This window comes from Segatella hominis, from assembly GCF_004535825.1.
Taxonomy (GTDB): Bacteria; Bacteroidota; Bacteroidia; order Bacteroidales; family Bacteroidaceae; genus Prevotella; species Prevotella hominis.
The window spans coordinates 1-16,702 of record NZ_SGVY01000023.1 but is presented as its reverse complement, the minus strand read 5'-3'; the positions used below and the strand labels follow the sequence as shown (position 1 = coordinate 16,702).

Annotated in this window: 13 protein-coding genes and 2 pseudogenes; 6 read left to right on the top strand and 9 right to left on the bottom strand. The window is 41.5% G+C overall.

All coding sequences use genetic code 11. The features are described from left to right. The first annotated feature begins 35 nt into the window (after window positions 1-35). On the top strand, window positions 36-1,367 hold the full coding sequence (locus EXN75_RS09535) for a DNA-methyltransferase (RefSeq protein WP_223176156.1): 1,332 nt from the start codon (window positions 36-38) through the stop codon (window positions 1,365-1,367). A 37-nt stretch (window positions 1,368-1,404) separates the two neighbouring features. On the opposite strand, the gene EXN75_RS09530 is transcribed toward EXN75_RS09535, so the two are convergent. Genes EXN75_RS09530 through EXN75_RS09520 form a run of 3 tightly spaced genes read right to left on the bottom strand, consistent with a single transcriptional unit; the run spans window position 1,405 to window position 3,004 of the window. Beyond that, window positions 1,405-2,175 (bottom strand): MjaI family restriction endonuclease, encoded by a 771-nt coding sequence (locus EXN75_RS09530; protein WP_134843626.1) that lies wholly within the window; start codon window positions 2,173-2,175, stop codon window positions 1,405-1,407. 5 nt (window positions 2,176-2,180) lie between these two features. Continuing rightward, window positions 2,181-2,771, bottom strand: a complete 591-nt coding sequence (locus tag EXN75_RS09525) for an MjaI family restriction endonuclease (RefSeq protein WP_134843625.1) — start codon at window positions 2,769-2,771, stop codon at window positions 2,181-2,183. Between the two features lie 20 nt (window positions 2,772-2,791). Next, complete coding sequence (locus EXN75_RS09520; RefSeq protein ID WP_408005947.1) at window positions 2,792-3,004, bottom strand: helix-turn-helix domain-containing protein; 213 nt, start codon at window positions 3,002-3,004, stop codon at window positions 2,792-2,794. 432 nt (window positions 3,005-3,436) lie between these two features. Between EXN75_RS09520 and EXN75_RS09515 the strand changes: the two are divergent. Continuing rightward, window positions 3,437-3,640 (top strand): annotated as a pseudogene (locus EXN75_RS09515) (RNA-binding domain-containing protein); the annotation flags it as partial. A gap of 381 nt (window positions 3,641-4,021) precedes the next feature. On the opposite strand, the gene dnaK reads toward EXN75_RS09515, so the two are convergent. Further along, window positions 4,022-5,932: a molecular chaperone DnaK gene (gene dnaK, locus EXN75_RS09505; RefSeq protein ID WP_134843622.1), complete on the bottom strand. Its 1,911-nt coding sequence runs from the start codon at window positions 5,930-5,932 to the stop codon at window positions 4,022-4,024. Between dnaK and EXN75_RS09500 the strand changes: the two genes are divergently transcribed. From EXN75_RS09500 to EXN75_RS09485, 4 genes are all read left to right on the top strand, one after another. After that, complete coding sequence (locus tag EXN75_RS09500) at window positions 5,931-6,263, top strand: hypothetical protein (RefSeq protein WP_118117193.1); 333 nt, start codon at window positions 5,931-5,933, stop codon at window positions 6,261-6,263. The genes dnaK and EXN75_RS09500 overlap by 2 nt on opposite strands. After that, window positions 6,263-6,625, top strand: coding sequence for a hypothetical protein (locus tag EXN75_RS09495; protein WP_022110110.1), 363 nt, complete (start codon window positions 6,263-6,265; stop codon window positions 6,623-6,625). The genes EXN75_RS09500 and EXN75_RS09495 overlap by 1 nt, the downstream gene beginning before the upstream one ends. A 145-nt stretch (window positions 6,626-6,770) precedes the next feature. Next, entirely contained in the window at window positions 6,771-7,517 is a 747-nt protein-coding gene (locus EXN75_RS09490; protein ID WP_408005946.1) for a peptidylprolyl isomerase, read from the top strand. A 146-nt stretch (window positions 7,518-7,663) separates the two neighbouring features. Continuing rightward, entirely contained in the window at window positions 7,664-8,980 is a 1,317-nt protein-coding gene (locus tag EXN75_RS09485) for a DUF4861 domain-containing protein (RefSeq protein ID WP_134843620.1), read from the top strand. Between the two features lie 142 nt (window positions 8,981-9,122). Here the strand turns inward: EXN75_RS09485 and EXN75_RS09480 are convergent, their stop codons facing one another. From EXN75_RS09480 to EXN75_RS09460, 5 genes and pseudogenes are all read right to left on the bottom strand, one after another. Next, window positions 9,123-10,010 (bottom strand): DUF4923 family protein, encoded by an 888-nt coding sequence (locus EXN75_RS09480; protein ID WP_246031348.1) that lies wholly within the window; start codon window positions 10,008-10,010, stop codon window positions 9,123-9,125. Window positions 10,011-10,745: 735 nt separating this feature from the next. After that, on the bottom strand, window positions 10,746-11,624 hold the full coding sequence (locus EXN75_RS09475; protein ID WP_246031347.1) for a TraB/GumN family protein: 879 nt from the start codon (window positions 11,622-11,624) through the stop codon (window positions 10,746-10,748). A 129-nt stretch (window positions 11,625-11,753) separates the two neighbouring features. Further along, a complete protein-coding gene (locus EXN75_RS09470) occupies window positions 11,754-14,585 on the bottom strand; it encodes a M16 family metallopeptidase (protein WP_134843619.1) in 2,832 nt (943 codons plus the stop codon). Between the two features lie 281 nt (window positions 14,586-14,866). Then, a complete protein-coding gene (locus EXN75_RS09465; protein ID WP_118117188.1) occupies window positions 14,867-16,252 on the bottom strand; it encodes an MATE family efflux transporter in 1,386 nt (461 codons plus the stop codon). A gap of 340 nt (window positions 16,253-16,592) precedes the next feature. Then, window positions 16,593-16,702 (bottom strand): annotated as a pseudogene (locus tag EXN75_RS09460) (IS982 family transposase); the annotation flags it as partial.

Genomic DNA, 16,702 nt, shown 5'->3' with positions numbered 1-16,702 from the left:
CCAATCATATTCTCATAAACGGTGATAGTCGAAACATGTCACAGATTCAAGATGAATCTGTTCAATTGATTATTACATCACCTCCCTATTGGCAATTGAAGGACTATGGTACAGAAAAACAGATTGGTTTCAATGATACTTATGAAACATATATCAACAATCTCAATCTTGTTTGGAAAGAGTGTCATAGAATTCTAACTTCTGGTTGTCGCATGTGTATCAACATTGGAGATCAGTTTGCCAGATCTTTTTATTATGGTCGATACAAAGTCATACCTATACATTCCGAGATCATTCATTTCTGCGAATTGATAGGTTTTGACTATATGGGCAGTATCATATGGCAAAAGCCAACATCTATGCATACAACAGGAGGTCAACAAGTTATGGGCAGTTATCCTTATCCACGAGGAGGTATTGTCAAAATTGATTTTGAACACATTCTGTTATTCAAGAAATTAGGAAAGGCTCCAACTCCTTCAAAGGAAGCAAAGGAATCCTCAGTTTTGACAAAGGAGGAATGGGACGAATATTTCTCTTCGCATTGGACTTTCTGTGGTGCCAAACAGAATCGTCATATTGCAGTATTCCCAGAAGAACTTCCTAAACGACTGATAAAGATGTTTTCATTTGTTGGGGATACTATCTGTGATCCTTTCATGGGGAGCGGTACAACAGCATTGGCTGCAAGAAATCTTGGACGCAACTCTGTAGGATATGAACTTAATAAGGATTTTCGTGCTTTCTATAAGGAGAAAGTTATAGATGGTGACATAAACAAGCAAGATATTTTTTCGTTTAAAGAAGACACATCCTTTTTTGACTACCATAAAGCTATTGATATGTTGGCATACCGATTTGTTGATGTTCACAAAATGGATAAGCTAGTTAATGTAAAAGAACAGACTTATGGGTCGAAGTTTGAAATAGATCAAAATGTGCTAACCCAGATAAAAGACAAGACTGACGTTAATACATTATCAAACAATTCTGCACCAACAGTTCTAATCAACCATGCTCGTACATCTCTAAAAAAGCAGATGATAGAAAAGGGAATTTGTTATCTACGTGCTGGCGATTCTAAAGGCTCCGTCCTTGTGACTCCAGGATTTGAACGAATGCAATATGTATTACTTCATACAAACGGAAAGGATCCACATTTATTCAAACTTAGAAATAAAGGTTGCTTCAAAATATGGACAAAAGAAAATCTCAAAGAAATCGGTTTCTCTCCTGAGCATGCTTCATATTACGTAGTGCTACAATTTGATAATTCAAAAGAGATTGAACTTCGTAAGGATCTAAAGATTAACGAAGGATATAATACGTTTAAAGCAAGAATTGTGGATTTGAATGAAATAGAATAGAGGATTTGAAAACCCTCTATTCTTTATAACAATTAGGCTATGCTTTAGGCTTATGATGAAAATATCTAATTGAAGTTCTTAACTTTATAGTAGTCCAATCTTCTGACTCAGGAGGATCAGTAAGAGCATTAGCTGGCATATTAAAATTTATTCCTTCCTCTAACAAATCATATGTTACAATAGGGCAAACAAAATGTTCTTGTTTGTGTTTATTCCCATAAGACGAACTTTTAATCTGTAAAGGATAAAACTTAGGACCATTAGGATCAATTATATACCCATCAATACCTTGCCTTTCATCTTCAATTGATCCCAAAATCCAATCAAAATGATGATTTTCTGCTATTGTCTTCAATATTAACTTTTGAGCTTCAAGACCACAATAAGTTTTTTCATAAACCAAATTTTCAAGCCAAGATTGAACTTTTTTTTCAGTCAGTTGATTTATATTATTCTTGACCTCGTCCATCTTCGCCATAATATCATGCACCCCCTGTTCGATACCATTCATATGAACGTTTTCAAATCTTTTAGTATTTCCTCTACCTTTCAGAACTTGAATATCAGTCAATGTATGGTGAAATGTTTTCCAATCCTCAAGTGTTCCTTGGGGGTGTTCTTCCCTAAATCGTTTGATGAGTTCAGAAACCTGACCTACATTTTCAGGTTTTGTACCTCCTGCCCACCCATTAACATCATTAATAAAACCAGACGTATATTTAGGTAAATCTGGAGTAGCATTTAATTGAAAAAGATTTTGACCATCATATCGAATGTCTGGTTCATTAATACGCTTATGTCTTACCATAATAATCAAAAATCTGCTGGGTTATACTCTATGTTTATTCCATCCTTCTTCTTGTCATAATACACAATTAGCACTTCTATAGATTCTAACAAATGTGCCTCAAGTTTGTAGGTAGATGATTTAATTTGGAGGGGTTTGTCTCCTATAAAACCATCAATTCCCTGTGCTTCCTCGTCAGGATTTGCCTCTCTCCACTCCTTTCCCATTTGAGAAGCAATAGCAGAAATAATTGCTGTTTGAAATCTGAGTCCACAATAGGTTTTACCATAGACAAGATCCTTGACCCAGTTCTCAACCATATCTTTTGTTATAGCATTGAAAGCTACTTTCATTGTTTCATACATATTCCAAATCTTATCCGTAGCATCATTAACGGCATTCGGATAACGTTCGGTGTACCATTCAATCCACTCATCGATAGATTTTCCATCAAACTCTTTAATGAGCTCTGACATTTGACCAACAACCTTAGGACGTGTACCACCTGCGTTACTATTCACCAAGTTAATTACCTGCGTTACATATTTAGGAAATTTGTACTGGGGAGCATTAGATAATCCAGCAACTTCATCGTTTGAAATCTTGAACTTCTTCATAAGAATGTTATAATTTGAAATTATTGAAATAGTTCTGTTATATGAACTCCTAAACCATTTGCAATTTTATAAATGCAAACGAGCGAAGGGTTGCGCTCAAGACGTTCCACCATACCTATATAAGTACGATGGAGTTCTGCCCTCTCTGCAAGTTTTTCCTGAGAGATGCCTTGCTCTTCGCGAAGTGTTCTAACTCTTTGAGCGAACATCTTCAAATATTCTTTATCTTCCATAATTTGCATACAAATGTATAATAGTTTATTGTATATAATATAAGACAATGTCAACATACAACTGTATGCTTCAAGCTTAAACTTCAAGGTTTGTAAGATGTATTTCAATATTGTTAACCAAAAATAAGCTAATTTACAAAAAGATAATTATTTTTCAACAACAAAGGGGTACTTTTACAAAAGCATTTCGAAATTTTGCACTTGCTTGTTGAATTCGCGATAATGGTTGGAGCATACCAACAGTTAAAGAAAAGAGTAATCCTGACCGGATTGAAACTTGCATTAAGCTGGAAAAAACATAAAAGACACTACGAAAACTCCTGCTGCTACTACGAAAACTCCTGCTGATACTACGGAAACTCCTACCGATACTACGGAAACTCCTACCGATACTACGGAAACTCCTACCGATACTACGGAAAACATTCTTAGAAGTTGCGTCAAATGGTTCTACAATATCTCAGCAATGCAGGAGATGAAGGTGCCAAGCGAGATAGTATATACGAATATCTGAAGGATGTTCTTCCGCAAAACAAGACGGAAGAACAAAGACTTCGTATGCTCGGAGATTTACTAAAAGCCATGAAAATGGAAAAACTGATAAAAACCGATGGACGGAATTGGTTTCTTCTGTGAAAAACCGTCGAAATTCGACGAAAATCACATACTTCCGTCGAAAATTCGTCGAAATAGTTTCAAAATCGTCGTAATTCAACAGAATTTATAGCGAAAACAACCAATTATAGCGAACACCGTCAAAAACTGACCGATTTAGTTGAACTTAAAATGCAAAAGATATATTATTAGGAAACAAGATAAGGTCTCTTAGAGACGAAAAAGGAATATTGCAACGCCAAGTGGCTGCATATTTAGAAATAGTCCTTCTTTCTCAATACCAAAAAAGCACACAACCGAATCGTTTCCTTTTCAGTTGTGTGCTTTAATTATATATTAACTTAACAACTCTCTTTTGAGAGAGAGGAGCATCAATGAGAGGCTCCTCGTCGACAGGAGATATTACTTAACCTCCTCGAAGTCAGCGTCCTGAACATCCTGAGCGCCACCATTGCCGCCCTGTGCCTGCTGACCGCCCTGAGCACCCTGTGCACCAGGACCAGCCTGCTGACCACCCTGATACATCTGCTGAGAAGCAGCCTGCATTACGGTGTTCAAGTTGTTGATGGCAGTATCGATGGCAGCAACATCACCAGCCTTGTGAGCATCCTTCAACTGCTGCAATGCCTGCTCGACACCTGGCTTCTTGTCAGCTGGAATCTTATCACCGTTATCCTTCAGGAAGTTCTCGGTGGTGAAGATCATAGAGTCTGCCTGATTCATCTTGTCAATCTTCTCGCGCTCAGCCTTATCAGCAGCAGCGTTCTGCTCAGCCTCAGCCTTCATGCGGTTAATCTCATCCTCGCTCAAGCCAGATGAAGCCTCGATGCGGATGCTCTGCTCCTTACCGGTAGCCTTATCCTTAGCTGATACGTTCAAGATACCGTTGGCATCGATATCGAAAGTAACCTCAATCTGAGGAACACCACGACGAGCTGGAGCAATACCTGTCAAGTTGAACTGACCGATACTCTTGTTCTGAGCTGCCATTGGACGCTCACCCTGCAATACGTGGATGGTAACCTCTGTCTGGTTATCAGCTGCAGTAGAGAACACCTCGCTCTTCTTGCAAGGGATAGTTGTATTAGCATCGATGAGCTTAGTCATCACACCACCCATAGTCTCGATACCGAGAGTCAATGGAGTAACATCGAGCAATACGATGTCGCCAACACCCTCTTCCTTATTCAAGATGGCACCCTGAATAGCTGCACCAACTGCAACAACCTCATCAGGGTTTACACCCTTAGAAGGCTCCTTGCCGAAGTAGTTCTTAACGAGTGTCTGAACGGCTGGAATACGGCTTGAACCACCAACCAAGATAACCTCGTCGATATCTGATGTAGAGAGCTTAGCATCACGAATAGCATTCTGGCAAGGTACGAGACAAGCCTGAATCAAGTTGTGAGCCAACTGCTCGAACTGTGCACGAGTCAAACTCTTTACCAAGTGCTTAGGCATACCGTCAACGGCTGTGATGTAAGGCAAGTTGATTTCTGTAGCTGTAGAGCTTGACAACTCAATCTTAGCCTTCTCAGCAGCTTCTTTCAAACGCTGCATAGCCATAGGGTCCTTGCGGAGATCTACGCCTTCCTCAGCCTTGAAGCCATCAGCCAACCAGTTGATGATTACCTGGTCGAAGTCATCACCACCGAGGTGAGTATCACCATTGGTAGAAAGTACCTCGAATACACCGCCACCGAACTCCAAGATAGAGATATCGAATGTACCACCACCCAAGTCGAATACGGCGATCTTCATATCCTTGTTAGCCTTGTCAACACCATAAGCCAAAGCAGCAGCTGTAGGCTCATTGACAATACGCTGAACGTTCAAACCTGCAATCTGACCAGCCTCCTTAGTAGCCTGACGCTGTGAGTCAGAGAAGTAAGCAGGAACTGTAATAACTGCATCTGTAACCTCCTGTCCGAGATAATCCTCAGCGGTCTTCTTCATCTTCTGAAGAACCATTGCAGAAATCTCCTGTGGAGTATATTTGCGACCCTCGATTTCAACACGTGGATAACCACCCTCGTTTACTACTGTGTAAGGCATTGCCTCAGCCTCTTTCTGGCTCTGAGCGTATGTCTCACCCATGAAACGCTTGATAGAATATACAGTGTTCTTAGGGTTTGTGATGGCCTGACGCTTAGCAGGATCACCTACCTTGCGATCACCATCCTTAACGAAACCTACTACTGATGGAGTAGTACGCTTACCTTCACTATTAGCGATTACAACTGGTTCGCTACCTTCGAAAACGGCAACACAACTGTTTGTGGTACCCAAGTCAATTCCAATTACTTTTCCCATGATTATATCTTTTTTTATTTTTATCGTTATTAATAATGTTTATCATGTGAACGCTGTTTCCGGAAAGTCTGCCGAAGATATGCATCTATCAGGAACTCTCCCCAACGGTCACGCAAACATAGTTAACAAAGCGTGTGCCAAGGAAAAGACAGAAGGGGCACAACTGACAAAAGAGCGAGAAATGTCAGAAAAGAGCATAAAAGAAATGACAAGATGGCAGATTTCGTATGCCATAAGCGCATTTTTCCAGATAATTACTTGGCATTATCAAGGATTATCTGTAATTTTGCAGAGAATTATTCATAAGATTATTATAACATCAGTTTTTTAATGGGAAGAAACAAATACTCCGCAGGAGAAATCAAGGAAATCGGCAAATTGCTCCGATTGAAAAACGCTGGTAACAGACTCCAGCAGAAGCAGATTCGCCATGACCTTCGTGTAGATTACGAATTTAATATATCCGACTTCAACGAACCGGGCAAGGCTTTCGGCGAAGAGGAACTTCAGGCTGCCATCAAGCGTGGCGCCATCCAGATTCTTGATGATGCTACTATCGAGGCGATGAAAGCTAAGCGTGCCCGTGACAAGGCCCGCGACGAGGCTGAAAAACAGAAGGAAGCTGTTGCAAGCGGAGAGCAAACCGACTGGAAGGAAGCCATGAAAGAATGGAAGGAATATTATGAAAGGTAAAAAGGTAAAAAAGTAAAAAGGTAAAAAAAGGGCTGAATAACTGAAGGCTGAAGGGCTGAAGACTAAAGGACTGAAGGGCTAAAGAACTTGAAGGACTGAAGGTTATAAAGACCAAATTAAAGAACTATACTGATAATTAAATATTATGGCAAAAGTATTGATTAAGACTTCTGAAGGCGATATCAAAGTTCGCCTTTATGATGAGACTCCTCAACATCGCGACAACTTTATCAAGTTGGCTAAAGAGGGATATTTCGACGGCACTCTCTTCCATCGTGTCATCAAGGATTTCATGATTCAGGGCGGTGATCCGGAGAGTAAGAATGCTCCTAAGGGCAAAATGTTAGGAACAGGTGGTCCTGACTACACGATTCCTGCAGAATTTGTTTATCCTCAACTTTTCCATAAGCGTGGTGCACTGAGCGCTGCAAGATTGGGAGATGAGGTAAATCCTAAGCGCGAAAGCAGCGGAAGCCAGTTCTATATCGTATGGGGAAAAACCTACAAGATGAATGAACTCAAGCAGATGGAGAAACAGATGGACATGCAGATGGAACAAAACATATTCAACCAGCTTGCTAAAGAACACCACGATGAGATCATGAACTTCCGTCGCAACCGCGACCGCCAGGGATTGATGGAATTGCAGGATCAGCTGGTGGATGAAACCAAGAAACGCTGCAAGGAGGAAGGTTACCCTAAATTTACCGATGAGCAGGTGAAAACCTACACCGAGATGGGCGGTACTCCTTTCCTTGACAACCAATATACTGTATTCGGCGAAGTAGAAGAAGGTCTCGACGTCGTGGAAAAAATCCAGAATTGCGAGACGCTCAGAGGTGATCGTCCGAAAGAGGATATCAGTATGGAAGTTTCCCTTATCGAGGAATAATCCAGAAGAAATATTGGCAACAGAAAATATTGTCACTTTGTCAGTATCGGCAACTATTCATTCGTATTATATATAATAATGTACGTAACGAAGCAAGTTCGACACGTAAGAAAACAAAATTAATAATAACTAACAAATCAGAAACAATGATGACAAAAACCAACATGATGAAGAGTGTCATGATGCTCTTGGCGATAGCCGGTTCCAACTACAGCTATGCCCAGCAAGCAACTGTAGTAGTAAGCAACACAACTGCTACACAGCGAATGGAACTCGTAGAAGTAAGCATGGCCGATGTGAAAGCCAAGCTATCAAATGCAACTCCTGGCAAAGGACAGGCTTATGTGGTAAAGAATACCCGCGGACAGCAAATCGGTTCACAGATTACCCACGATGGCAAGTTGCTCATCGACGCCAGTGTGCGCCCTCATAGCGCAGCTACCTTTTATATCAGCATAGAGAAGCCATATCCTCAGAAAGTTTGGACAACAGGCGCTCTCTATAAGATGAGAAAGGACGACCTGGCTTGGGAGAACGACCGATGCGCCTACCGTGTTTACGGACCAGCATTACAGCGTTCTGGCGAGCGCTCATTCGGCACTGATGTTTGGGTAAAGAACACGCCTGATACGGTGGTAAATATCCGATACATCAAGAACCAGAAAGCCTGGGAAAACATGTGCAGAGTGGATGCAAAGAAAAAAGCCATAGAAAAACAACTCAAGACGGAGAAAAATCCTGCAAGAATTGTCAAACTCAAAGATCAGATCAAGGCAGTAGAAGCAGAAGGAAAAGAAGTTAATATCCGCAACTCATTCCATCTCGACCAGGGCAACGGACTCGACCCATATCGCGTAGGTGCAACCTTGGGTCTCGGTGCACCAAGTCTTATGATTGGTAACGAACAGATATTACCTTACTGCTATAAGGATTACAAGATCTTAGACAATGGTCCTCTCAGATTTACCGTTGAACTGACCTACAATCCTTCTACCGTGGGCGACCAGAAGAACGTAGTAGAACATCGTATCATCTCTCTCGACAAGGGCAGCAACTTCAACAAGATGACTGTCTGGTATGATGGCCTCACCCACCCTACCGACTTTGCTACAGGTTTCCCAATCCATGAGGAAGATACCGAGACTAAAACTTTCGCAAAAGACTACGTAAGTTACGCAGACCCTACCGACAATATGGAAGGTAACCAGTCTCAGGTATATGTAGGTGTACTCTTCCCTTATGGCATTGACAATACCTACTACCAGCTTTTCGATAAGAAGCACGACGGCGCTACCGGTCATGCGTTAGGCATCAAGACTGGCTTGAAGGACGGAGAAAAGTTCAGCTATTACTTCGGAGCTGCATGGAGCAAATATGATGTTCGCAGCTATACAGAATGGCAGATTCGCATCAAGGATTATCTTGAAGCATTGAAAACTCCGCTAAAAGTTGAGATCAAGTAAAAAGGAAACTTTAAAGCGAAAGAGATAAAAAATCCCCTTAGCGAAAGCCTGATTCAGGCAATCTCTAAGGGGATTTTTCTGCTATATAAATAATAGCAATATAATCATTACTATATAATATCTCAATAGATGAAATGAGAAATTACTTACTCATCTCAAAGCCTACACGTACACCATCATAATTCTTGGTGATATTGCCGATAGTGCCAAGTGTAGAATTACCGCTGAGAGCTGTCAATGTCTGAACCAAGGTAAGGAGTTTCTTTGATTCAAAGAGAAGGCTGACACCATTGGTTGTTTGTGTGGCATAGCCGGAAACGCTGAACAGGAGTCCCTTCATTGTGATGGCATGTGTCTTCTCATCAAAAGTATAAGTACCTTTCCATGACTTGCCATCTATTTTTGACTCAAAACTTCCATCCGTATTAAACTTGAAGTAAGTGTTTGAGCCGGAGAAACCTGCTTTCTTGTAATAACCTTCCAACTGCTCCTCTATCTTATTAGCTGCAATTTCACCGCCTGCTTTGGCAAGCAGATTCTCTGAAGTAAAAGCACAACCTGGCTTACTGTATTTCCAAGTATGAGCACAAAGACTCTCTTTACTGAAAGAACCAGATCCGATTACATTGTTTAGAATTCCATTGATAATGGTTCCTGCAGTACTGCCTGTGCTACCAGATGTGCCTCCACCAAGCAATCCACCGAGGATACCAGCTATTGCTGAACCAGCTGAGGTAGAAGTTGCAGAAGTTGCCGTTGTAGGAGTTGTTGTTTCTGTATTTGTTGTTGCAGAAGTACTGGTGGCAGAGGTTGCCGCAGTAGAAGTTTTAGCAGAAGACTTAGTTGAGCTTGTCTTCTTGCTTGTTGTTTTCTTTGTTGTTTTCTTTGTTGCCTTCTTTGTTGTCTTCTTTGTAGTTTTCTTAACAGGAGTACTGATTAACTCTGAAAGAGAGCACTCGCTGAGTTCATTTGCCATACTGCCAGTAGTGCAAGCCAGCACCAAAGCAGTCAATAGAATTACTTTTTTCATACCTTTATTATTTTATATATATACCTATATTCCTATGGAATTCTTCATTTCCTTCTCTCTATTTATGCATGGAATTATCTCTGGAAGAAAACAATCTCTTTTAGAAGAAGAATCCATTTTCGACTGCAAAGTTCGCAAAAAAAAATGAAATTTCAGAAGGATTTCCCCATTTTCTCATAGTAATATCCCTATAAATACTACGAATCGTATGAATATAACATGAAAATTGGAATACAAAAGGCTTTAAAATTGACGTAAATCAAAAAATCGACTAAAAGTAATGCATTTTAATAGGATTTTCTTTCATCTTTTATCAGAATGCTCTATCTTTGCAACGTATTCAAATCACAATAGGTTTATCAAAACACAATAGGTTATGAATGATTGTTTAATAAAGGTTAACGAAGAGAATCAGAATCAGGCTATCAGCAGATGCCAGAGCATTCTTCGTGATCGCCGCGAGGCTCTTGCCTCTAAGGCTAAAAGCAGAAATTAAAGAGATTATCTTTTAAGAGAGATTCTCGTGTGCAGCTTTGTTTTTCTTCCAGATGGAAGACACTCGTATGTGGTAAATTCCATTGATCTGGAAGAAGGTTATGCTGTAAGATTATGATCTTTATCCCCCGCTCGATAGAGAGTCGAGGACATCACGAAAAAAGTCCCGCTGTAAGGAATTTCATCCTAACAGCGGGACTTTTTTGGTTTACCCTATTTATTTTTAGATTATACTATTGATTATTTCTCTACTTTGCAGCCGGCATTGCGGAGCAACTGGAGAAGACCATTCTCACCACCTAAATTGGCGGCATCAACAACAAAGAAGGTTGGCTTCTCTGCCATCACAGTCTGCACCTTTGCAGCCCAAGCCTCAAGAGTTGGTTGAGAAACATGAGCGCCAGTAGCCTTGGCTGCAGCATCTACATCCTGTGCCTTGAAAGCACCTACAGCTTTATTCAACTTGGCCAACTCTGTAGGCTCATTCTCAAGAAACTCTACCAAGCGAGCCACTTGCTGCTTCAGGTCACTCTTATAAGTATCGTTGATATAAGCATCAACATCACTTAAACCGCCTACAGTCTCATTGTTTGCCTTTGCCTGTGCTTCAAAATACTGGTCGAAAGTATGAGTAGGATCATACATACCCATGTGATTGGCCACAAAAAGCAACTGCTCCATGTCTTCCATCAAAGCTGCAGGAGTCAGGTTACCATACTTTTTCTGCACGTAGGAACTACGGAAATCCACCTCCATGTATTTCTTGAGGAAAGCATTAAGTTTTGTCTGCTGAGCCGGAGTAAGCAAACTGAGAAGAGTCTTGCCGTCAGCCAGTTTCTTAGCGTCATTAATGGACTCACGATAAGCCGCCTTGTTTACCTCAAAATACATCTGATCGGTATTAGTAAGTGCTTCCTTCAACTCACCACTCAGACTAACAACACCCATAGGATTCATGAGCCGGCTGGAAGCCATGATATAGGAAGGCTTCTGGTCGGTACTATCTTTACTAATCTTGTAAAGAAGCTGTGCCTGCACACTCACCATGCTTACACTTATCAGCATAAGCGCCAAAACAATTCGCTTCATCGAATTGAAATTCATCTTCTTGAAATTCATTTACTTTTAAATTAAAACATTAAACTTATCTTTCACTAAACTCTCTATTTTGTGGACAAAGGTACAAAAAAATCCCGATACAACAACAATTGTATCGGGATTTTATATATTTATGTGACTTTTTTCTTGTTACTTAGCCTCACCAGCCTTTGTCGCATGCATGATAACCTCTACGTGGTTGCCATCCTTCATCACTACATTCTTGAGGAAATCGCTCACTGCCTTTGCATCTACAGAGCTTACCTCCTTCTTGTAGTTGGTATGAGTATCAATACCATGAAGCAGATACTCAGAAATAACACCCATCCAGTAGCCATTCTGCTTACAGCTTACATCAGCCTGTTTCAGAAGGATTTCCTTCACTTTCTGGAGGTCATCCAGATTAGGCTGCTCCATCGCATCCTTCAAACCAGAATAGAAGTAAGGAATAGCATCCTTAGACTTGTCTGGGTTCATCATTGCATTACCAGTAACACCTACACGCATGGTCTTACCATCAAGTTTTACACTTTCCATAGCATCAGCACCAGCATAATAAGCAGCGCTCAACTTTTCACGGATATTACGGTTGTAATCCATATTGATAACGCGAGCTGCAATATCAGCAAGTACTGAGTTGCGCAATGTATAAGGAGCCTCTGAGCACCAGATCTCAACAGCTACATCCTGTGGATTCTCCATTGCCTTGGTGAACTTGTTGATAACTTCACCCTTCACTGGCAATGTCTCTACGTTCTTGAACTTCTTTCCGTTGTTTGGCAAAGAAGCGATATACTGCTCGATAAGAGGAAGAATCTTAGCCTCATCGAAGTTGCCGACAAAGAAGAAGGTATAATCCTTCGCATTACCGAAAAGCTGCTTACCAAGTTCAAGTGCGCGGTCGTAGTTTACACTCTTCACCTCATCCACTGTCATTGTGCGGAATACTGGATTACCAGGATAGAGCGTGCTGGTCAATGAATCCTGGAATACAGCCTGAGGATTGTTGCTACGATTAGCGAGTGCTGTTACCTGATTGTTGATCAGGTTGTTGACAGCCTTCTCGTCCTTAGTCAGATTGGTGAGTTTCAAATAGATGAGCTGCATCAAAGTCTCCAAATCCTTTGGAGTTGAGCCACCACCCAAACCATGACGGTATTTTGAAACACTGAATCCGCAAGAAGCAATCTTACCAGCCAATACCTTCTCAAGGTCATTATTGGTAAAGCCACGCAAACCACTTGAGTTCATCAAGGCACCCATCATCTTCACCTCGTTGAGATCCTTTGTTCCGAAAACAGAAGTACCACCATTTGCAGTAGCAGCAAACTGTACCTCGTCGTTCTTGAAGTCAGTCTTCTTGAGCACAACCTTGGCACCATTAGAGAGGGTAAGCATCTTGTAACCGAAGAGCTTATTCTCTGTAGTCTTCTTGATCTTACCAGCCTTAGGAAGCTCTGCCATCAATGGTTCCTGCTTTACATTATCTACGTAAGCTTCGAGCTTTTCACCACGCACCTGCTTTACGACATCTGCCAACTGCTGCTTGGTTGGATAAACAGCACCCTCAGCATCGCGCATCATCAGAAGTGTTACGAAATTGGTATCAGTCTCGCAAATCAACTCCTTGGCATAAGCATTGATAGCCTCTAAAGGAATACTTGGAACCATGGTCTTATAGATCTGATGTTCAACCTCAACAGAAGGGATTGGTTCATTAGAGATGAAATGATCTACATACTGAGAAGTAAACTGCTCATTCTTCATCTTATCACGGTTAGAATACATCTTATCCAAACCGCTCATGAAATCCTCTTTATAGCGAACGTACTCAGTAGCTGTGAAACCAAAGTCCTTAGCACGCTTAGCCTCACGGAGAACAGCTGCATAAGCCTCAAGCATCTTGCCAGGCTTGGCAACTGCAGTAAGACTGAAAGCATCCTTTGTGCGGGAAACCAAGTAGCTGCCATTATCACAACCAGCCTGGAGATATGGACAGTCAGCCTCCAATGACTTTTCGCCCAAACGAGAGCTAAGCATGCTGGTAATTGCACTCTGAACATAAGAAGTAGCGAAGTAATTGAGACTACCCTTCAAAGAGTCAGGTGTAGCATCGTGCTTCATGCTGATCATAGCCACATCGTAGTTCTGCTCCTTGTCCTTGTCAACTACATAGATAGCTGTATCATTGTCAGGAACCAACTCAGGGATCACCTTTGCTGCATTAGCAGGAACCTTGATGCCGCTGAAGAGCTTCTTGATCTGTGCCTCAATGTGATCAACATCCACATCACCTACAACGATGACAGCTTGGTTGTCTGGACGATACCATTTGCGATAGTAAGCACGGAGGGTTTCAGGATCGCAACCATCAATGATGCTCATCAGACCGATTGGCATACGATAACCATACTTGCTGCCAGGATAAAGTGCAGGAAGTGAACGCTCCATGATACGCTGCTGACCTACCATACGCATACGGTACTCATTGTGTACAACGTCACGCTCATTGTCGATAGCCTCTTGGGTAAGAGAGATACCATTGCTCCAATCCTTGAGGATGAGCATACAAGAATCTACGGCTGTAGTACGAGTAGTTGGTACGTCGGTAAAATAATAAACGGTCTTGTCGATACTTGTGTAAGCATTCAAATTCTTACCATACTCCACACCAATGCTCTGAAGATAGTTCTGAAGGCTATTGCCCTGGAAATGCTCAGAACCATTGAAAGCCAAGTGCTCCAAGAGGTGAGCCAAACCACGCTGGTCGTCGTTCTCATTAATAGAACCAACCTTCTGTGCAATGTAGAAACTAGCTACATGCTCAGGGAAATTGTTGTGACGAATGTAGTAGGTAAGGCCGTTGTCAAGGTGACCGATTCTCACGTCCTTGTCAACAGGAACCTGAGGCATCTGCTGTGCCACCATTGAGCCTGTAGCCAGCAGCATCACTGCCGCTACAAAAAACTGCTTTAATCTCATGTTTTATTATAATGTTGTTAGAATTATTACTTACATTTTATTATTTAATCTATACACATATATTATAGGAAAATGGATATTTTCTGAATATACATTTATATGATAAAACGAAATCCCCACGCCTTTGGGTAGCTTTCAGAATGCAAAAATAACATAATTAAAGGGAGAAAACAAATATTTTGTAGCTTTTTCACTCTTTACCCCTCATTTTCACGCTTTTATCGCTATTTTCACACTTTTGCCTGGAAAATCATGCACTAACTCAAAGAACCGGAAGTCCGTTATCCACGCACCTGAAAGCTCTTCATCCAAGAACCGCGGAAAAGGCGTATGAGGAAGAGAACTCCACGGAAAGTAAGTTCCGTAGCCATCGCAATCCACACACCTTCCAACCCATAGCTCTTGGATAAGCCGTAGGCAAGAGTGAGTCGCACGAGCCACATGGTACCGAGATTGATGGCAGCAGGCTTGAATGTATCACCTGCTCCCACACAGACACAATAGGTCACGATGCTCGCAGCAAAGAACGGTTCGGCAAATGCTTCGATACGCAGACAGGTAGTACCCAACTGGCGGATGGCCTCAACAGGCGAAAGCACTCCTATCATTTCTGGCGCAAAGACATACATGATGACTCCCATCAATGCCATCACCAACATACCAAGACCAACGGTCATATAAGCAAAGTTCTTGCACAGGTCTATGCGCCCCGCTCCATGAGTCTGTCCTACCAGGGTAGTAGCAGCATCACCGATACCATAACCAGGCATATAACAAAGACTTTCTGCTGTAATCGCAAAAGAATGGGCAGCAATGGCTATGTTGCCCAATGGCGCCACAATCATGGTACTCACAATCTGTGCTCCACTCATCAGAATATTCTGTATGGCGATAGGGATGCTGATCTTGCAGGCTCTCTGCACATATTCCTTTACCCAATGAAAACGCACATGGTCCTGACGGAGATTAAGCATCCGGTTCTTGCAAGCCGACAGATATAGATTGGGTAGTGAAATACAGATATATGCCAAGGCTGTTCCCATAGCAGCACCCACTACCCCGAGCTTGCAGATATAAATGAAAATATAATTGAAGATTACATCACAAATACACACCAGTACAGCCATCACGCTCGGCGTATGCATATTACCAGCCGACTTGAGCATCATCTCGGAAGTATGATAAAGATACACGAAGGGAAGCACCAAGGAATATATCAGGAAATAACCAGAAGATGCTGAAGCGATATCAGCACCACCGCCCAACCAGTATGGAAGATGTGAATGTATTCCCACTCCTATGAGCGAAAGGAACACACTGAAAGCCAAACCGCAAATCAAGGCATGACGGAAAACCTGACGCGCCTTCACAAAATCATTGGCTCCGATAAAATGAGCTACCTGCACAGAGAATCCTGTGGCAGCCGCACTCAGCAAACTGCCAACCAACCATGTGGTAGATTCTATCAGACCGATACTGGCAGAGGCTTCAGCACCCAGATGACCAACCATAGAGGCATCAATAAAAAACATCATGACGGTGGAAATCTGTGCCAACATAGATGGGATACTCAATCCCACAATCAGATTGAGTTTCTCACTACGCACCATCGCTCTACCCGAACGAATCGACTCCATCAGATATTCTGTTTTCTTACTATATAGCATATCTATTTCTATTTTCCTATTTTTTGTTATTATCTGTTCTTTTATCGATTTACATCAAAACAAAATACACGGAAAATGGCGACTCCATGTTGAGGAACCGCCATTTCTTATTAACATAAATAATTATTACCTTCAATCAATATTCCTAAAATACGCACTTTCACCTTTATGAAAACTAACCTAACCTATTTGTCGTCCTTGAATAAACAATCTTTATTTACCTTTTCTTCTAATACCTGTCGTCCTTGAATTACAATCTTAATAAACTACCTTTTAAAAAACTAAACCTAGAACAATCTATTACCTAACTAAAAACCTAAAACTTAACCCGTTGGCGGAATTAATTTAGCGCATACTTAACCCTGCCAACCGGTCTGTTGTTTACATAATTAATATATTGCAAGACTGTAAATGCGCTGATTTTCCCGATGATTCGGGTAAACAGTCCTA

What these genes read in the sequence shown, in the direction of transcription:
- EXN75_RS09535 (WP_223176156.1), top strand. Translation starts at nt 36, where the DNA reads ATGTCACAGATTCAAGATGAATCTGTTCAATTGATTATTACATCACCT.
- EXN75_RS09530 (WP_134843626.1), bottom strand. Translation starts at nt 2,175, where the DNA reads ATGGTAAGACATAAGCGTATTAATGAACCAGACATTCGATATGATGGT.
- EXN75_RS09525 (WP_134843625.1), bottom strand. Translation starts at nt 2,771, where the DNA reads ATGAAGAAGTTCAAGATTTCAAACGATGAAGTTGCTGGATTATCTAAT.
- EXN75_RS09520 (WP_408005947.1), bottom strand. Translation starts at nt 3,004, where the DNA reads ATGGAAGATAAAGAATATTTGAAGATGTTCGCTCAAAGAGTTAGAACA.
- EXN75_RS09500 (WP_118117193.1), top strand. Translation starts at nt 5,931, where the DNA reads ATGATTATATCTTTTTTTATTTTTATCGTTATTAATAATGTTTATCAT.
- dnaK (WP_134843622.1), bottom strand. Translation starts at nt 5,932, where the DNA reads ATGGGAAAAGTAATTGGAATTGACTTGGGTACCACAAACAGTTGTGTT.
- EXN75_RS09495 (WP_022110110.1), top strand. Translation starts at nt 6,263, where the DNA reads ATGGGAAGAAACAAATACTCCGCAGGAGAAATCAAGGAAATCGGCAAA.
- EXN75_RS09490 (WP_408005946.1), top strand. Translation starts at nt 6,771, where the DNA reads ATGGCAAAAGTATTGATTAAGACTTCTGAAGGCGATATCAAAGTTCGC.
- EXN75_RS09485 (WP_134843620.1), top strand. Translation starts at nt 7,664, where the DNA reads ATGATGACAAAAACCAACATGATGAAGAGTGTCATGATGCTCTTGGCG.
- EXN75_RS09480 (WP_246031348.1), bottom strand. Translation starts at nt 10,010, where the DNA reads ATGAAAAAAGTAATTCTATTGACTGCTTTGGTGCTGGCTTGCACTACT.
- EXN75_RS09475 (WP_246031347.1), bottom strand. Translation starts at nt 11,624, where the DNA reads ATGAATTTCAAGAAGATGAATTTCAATTCGATGAAGCGAATTGTTTTG.
- EXN75_RS09470 (WP_134843619.1), bottom strand. Translation starts at nt 14,585, where the DNA reads ATGAGATTAAAGCAGTTTTTTGTAGCGGCAGTGATGCTGCTGGCTACA.
- EXN75_RS09465 (WP_118117188.1), bottom strand. Translation starts at nt 16,252, where the DNA reads ATGCTATATAGTAAGAAAACAGAATATCTGATGGAGTCGATTCGTTCG.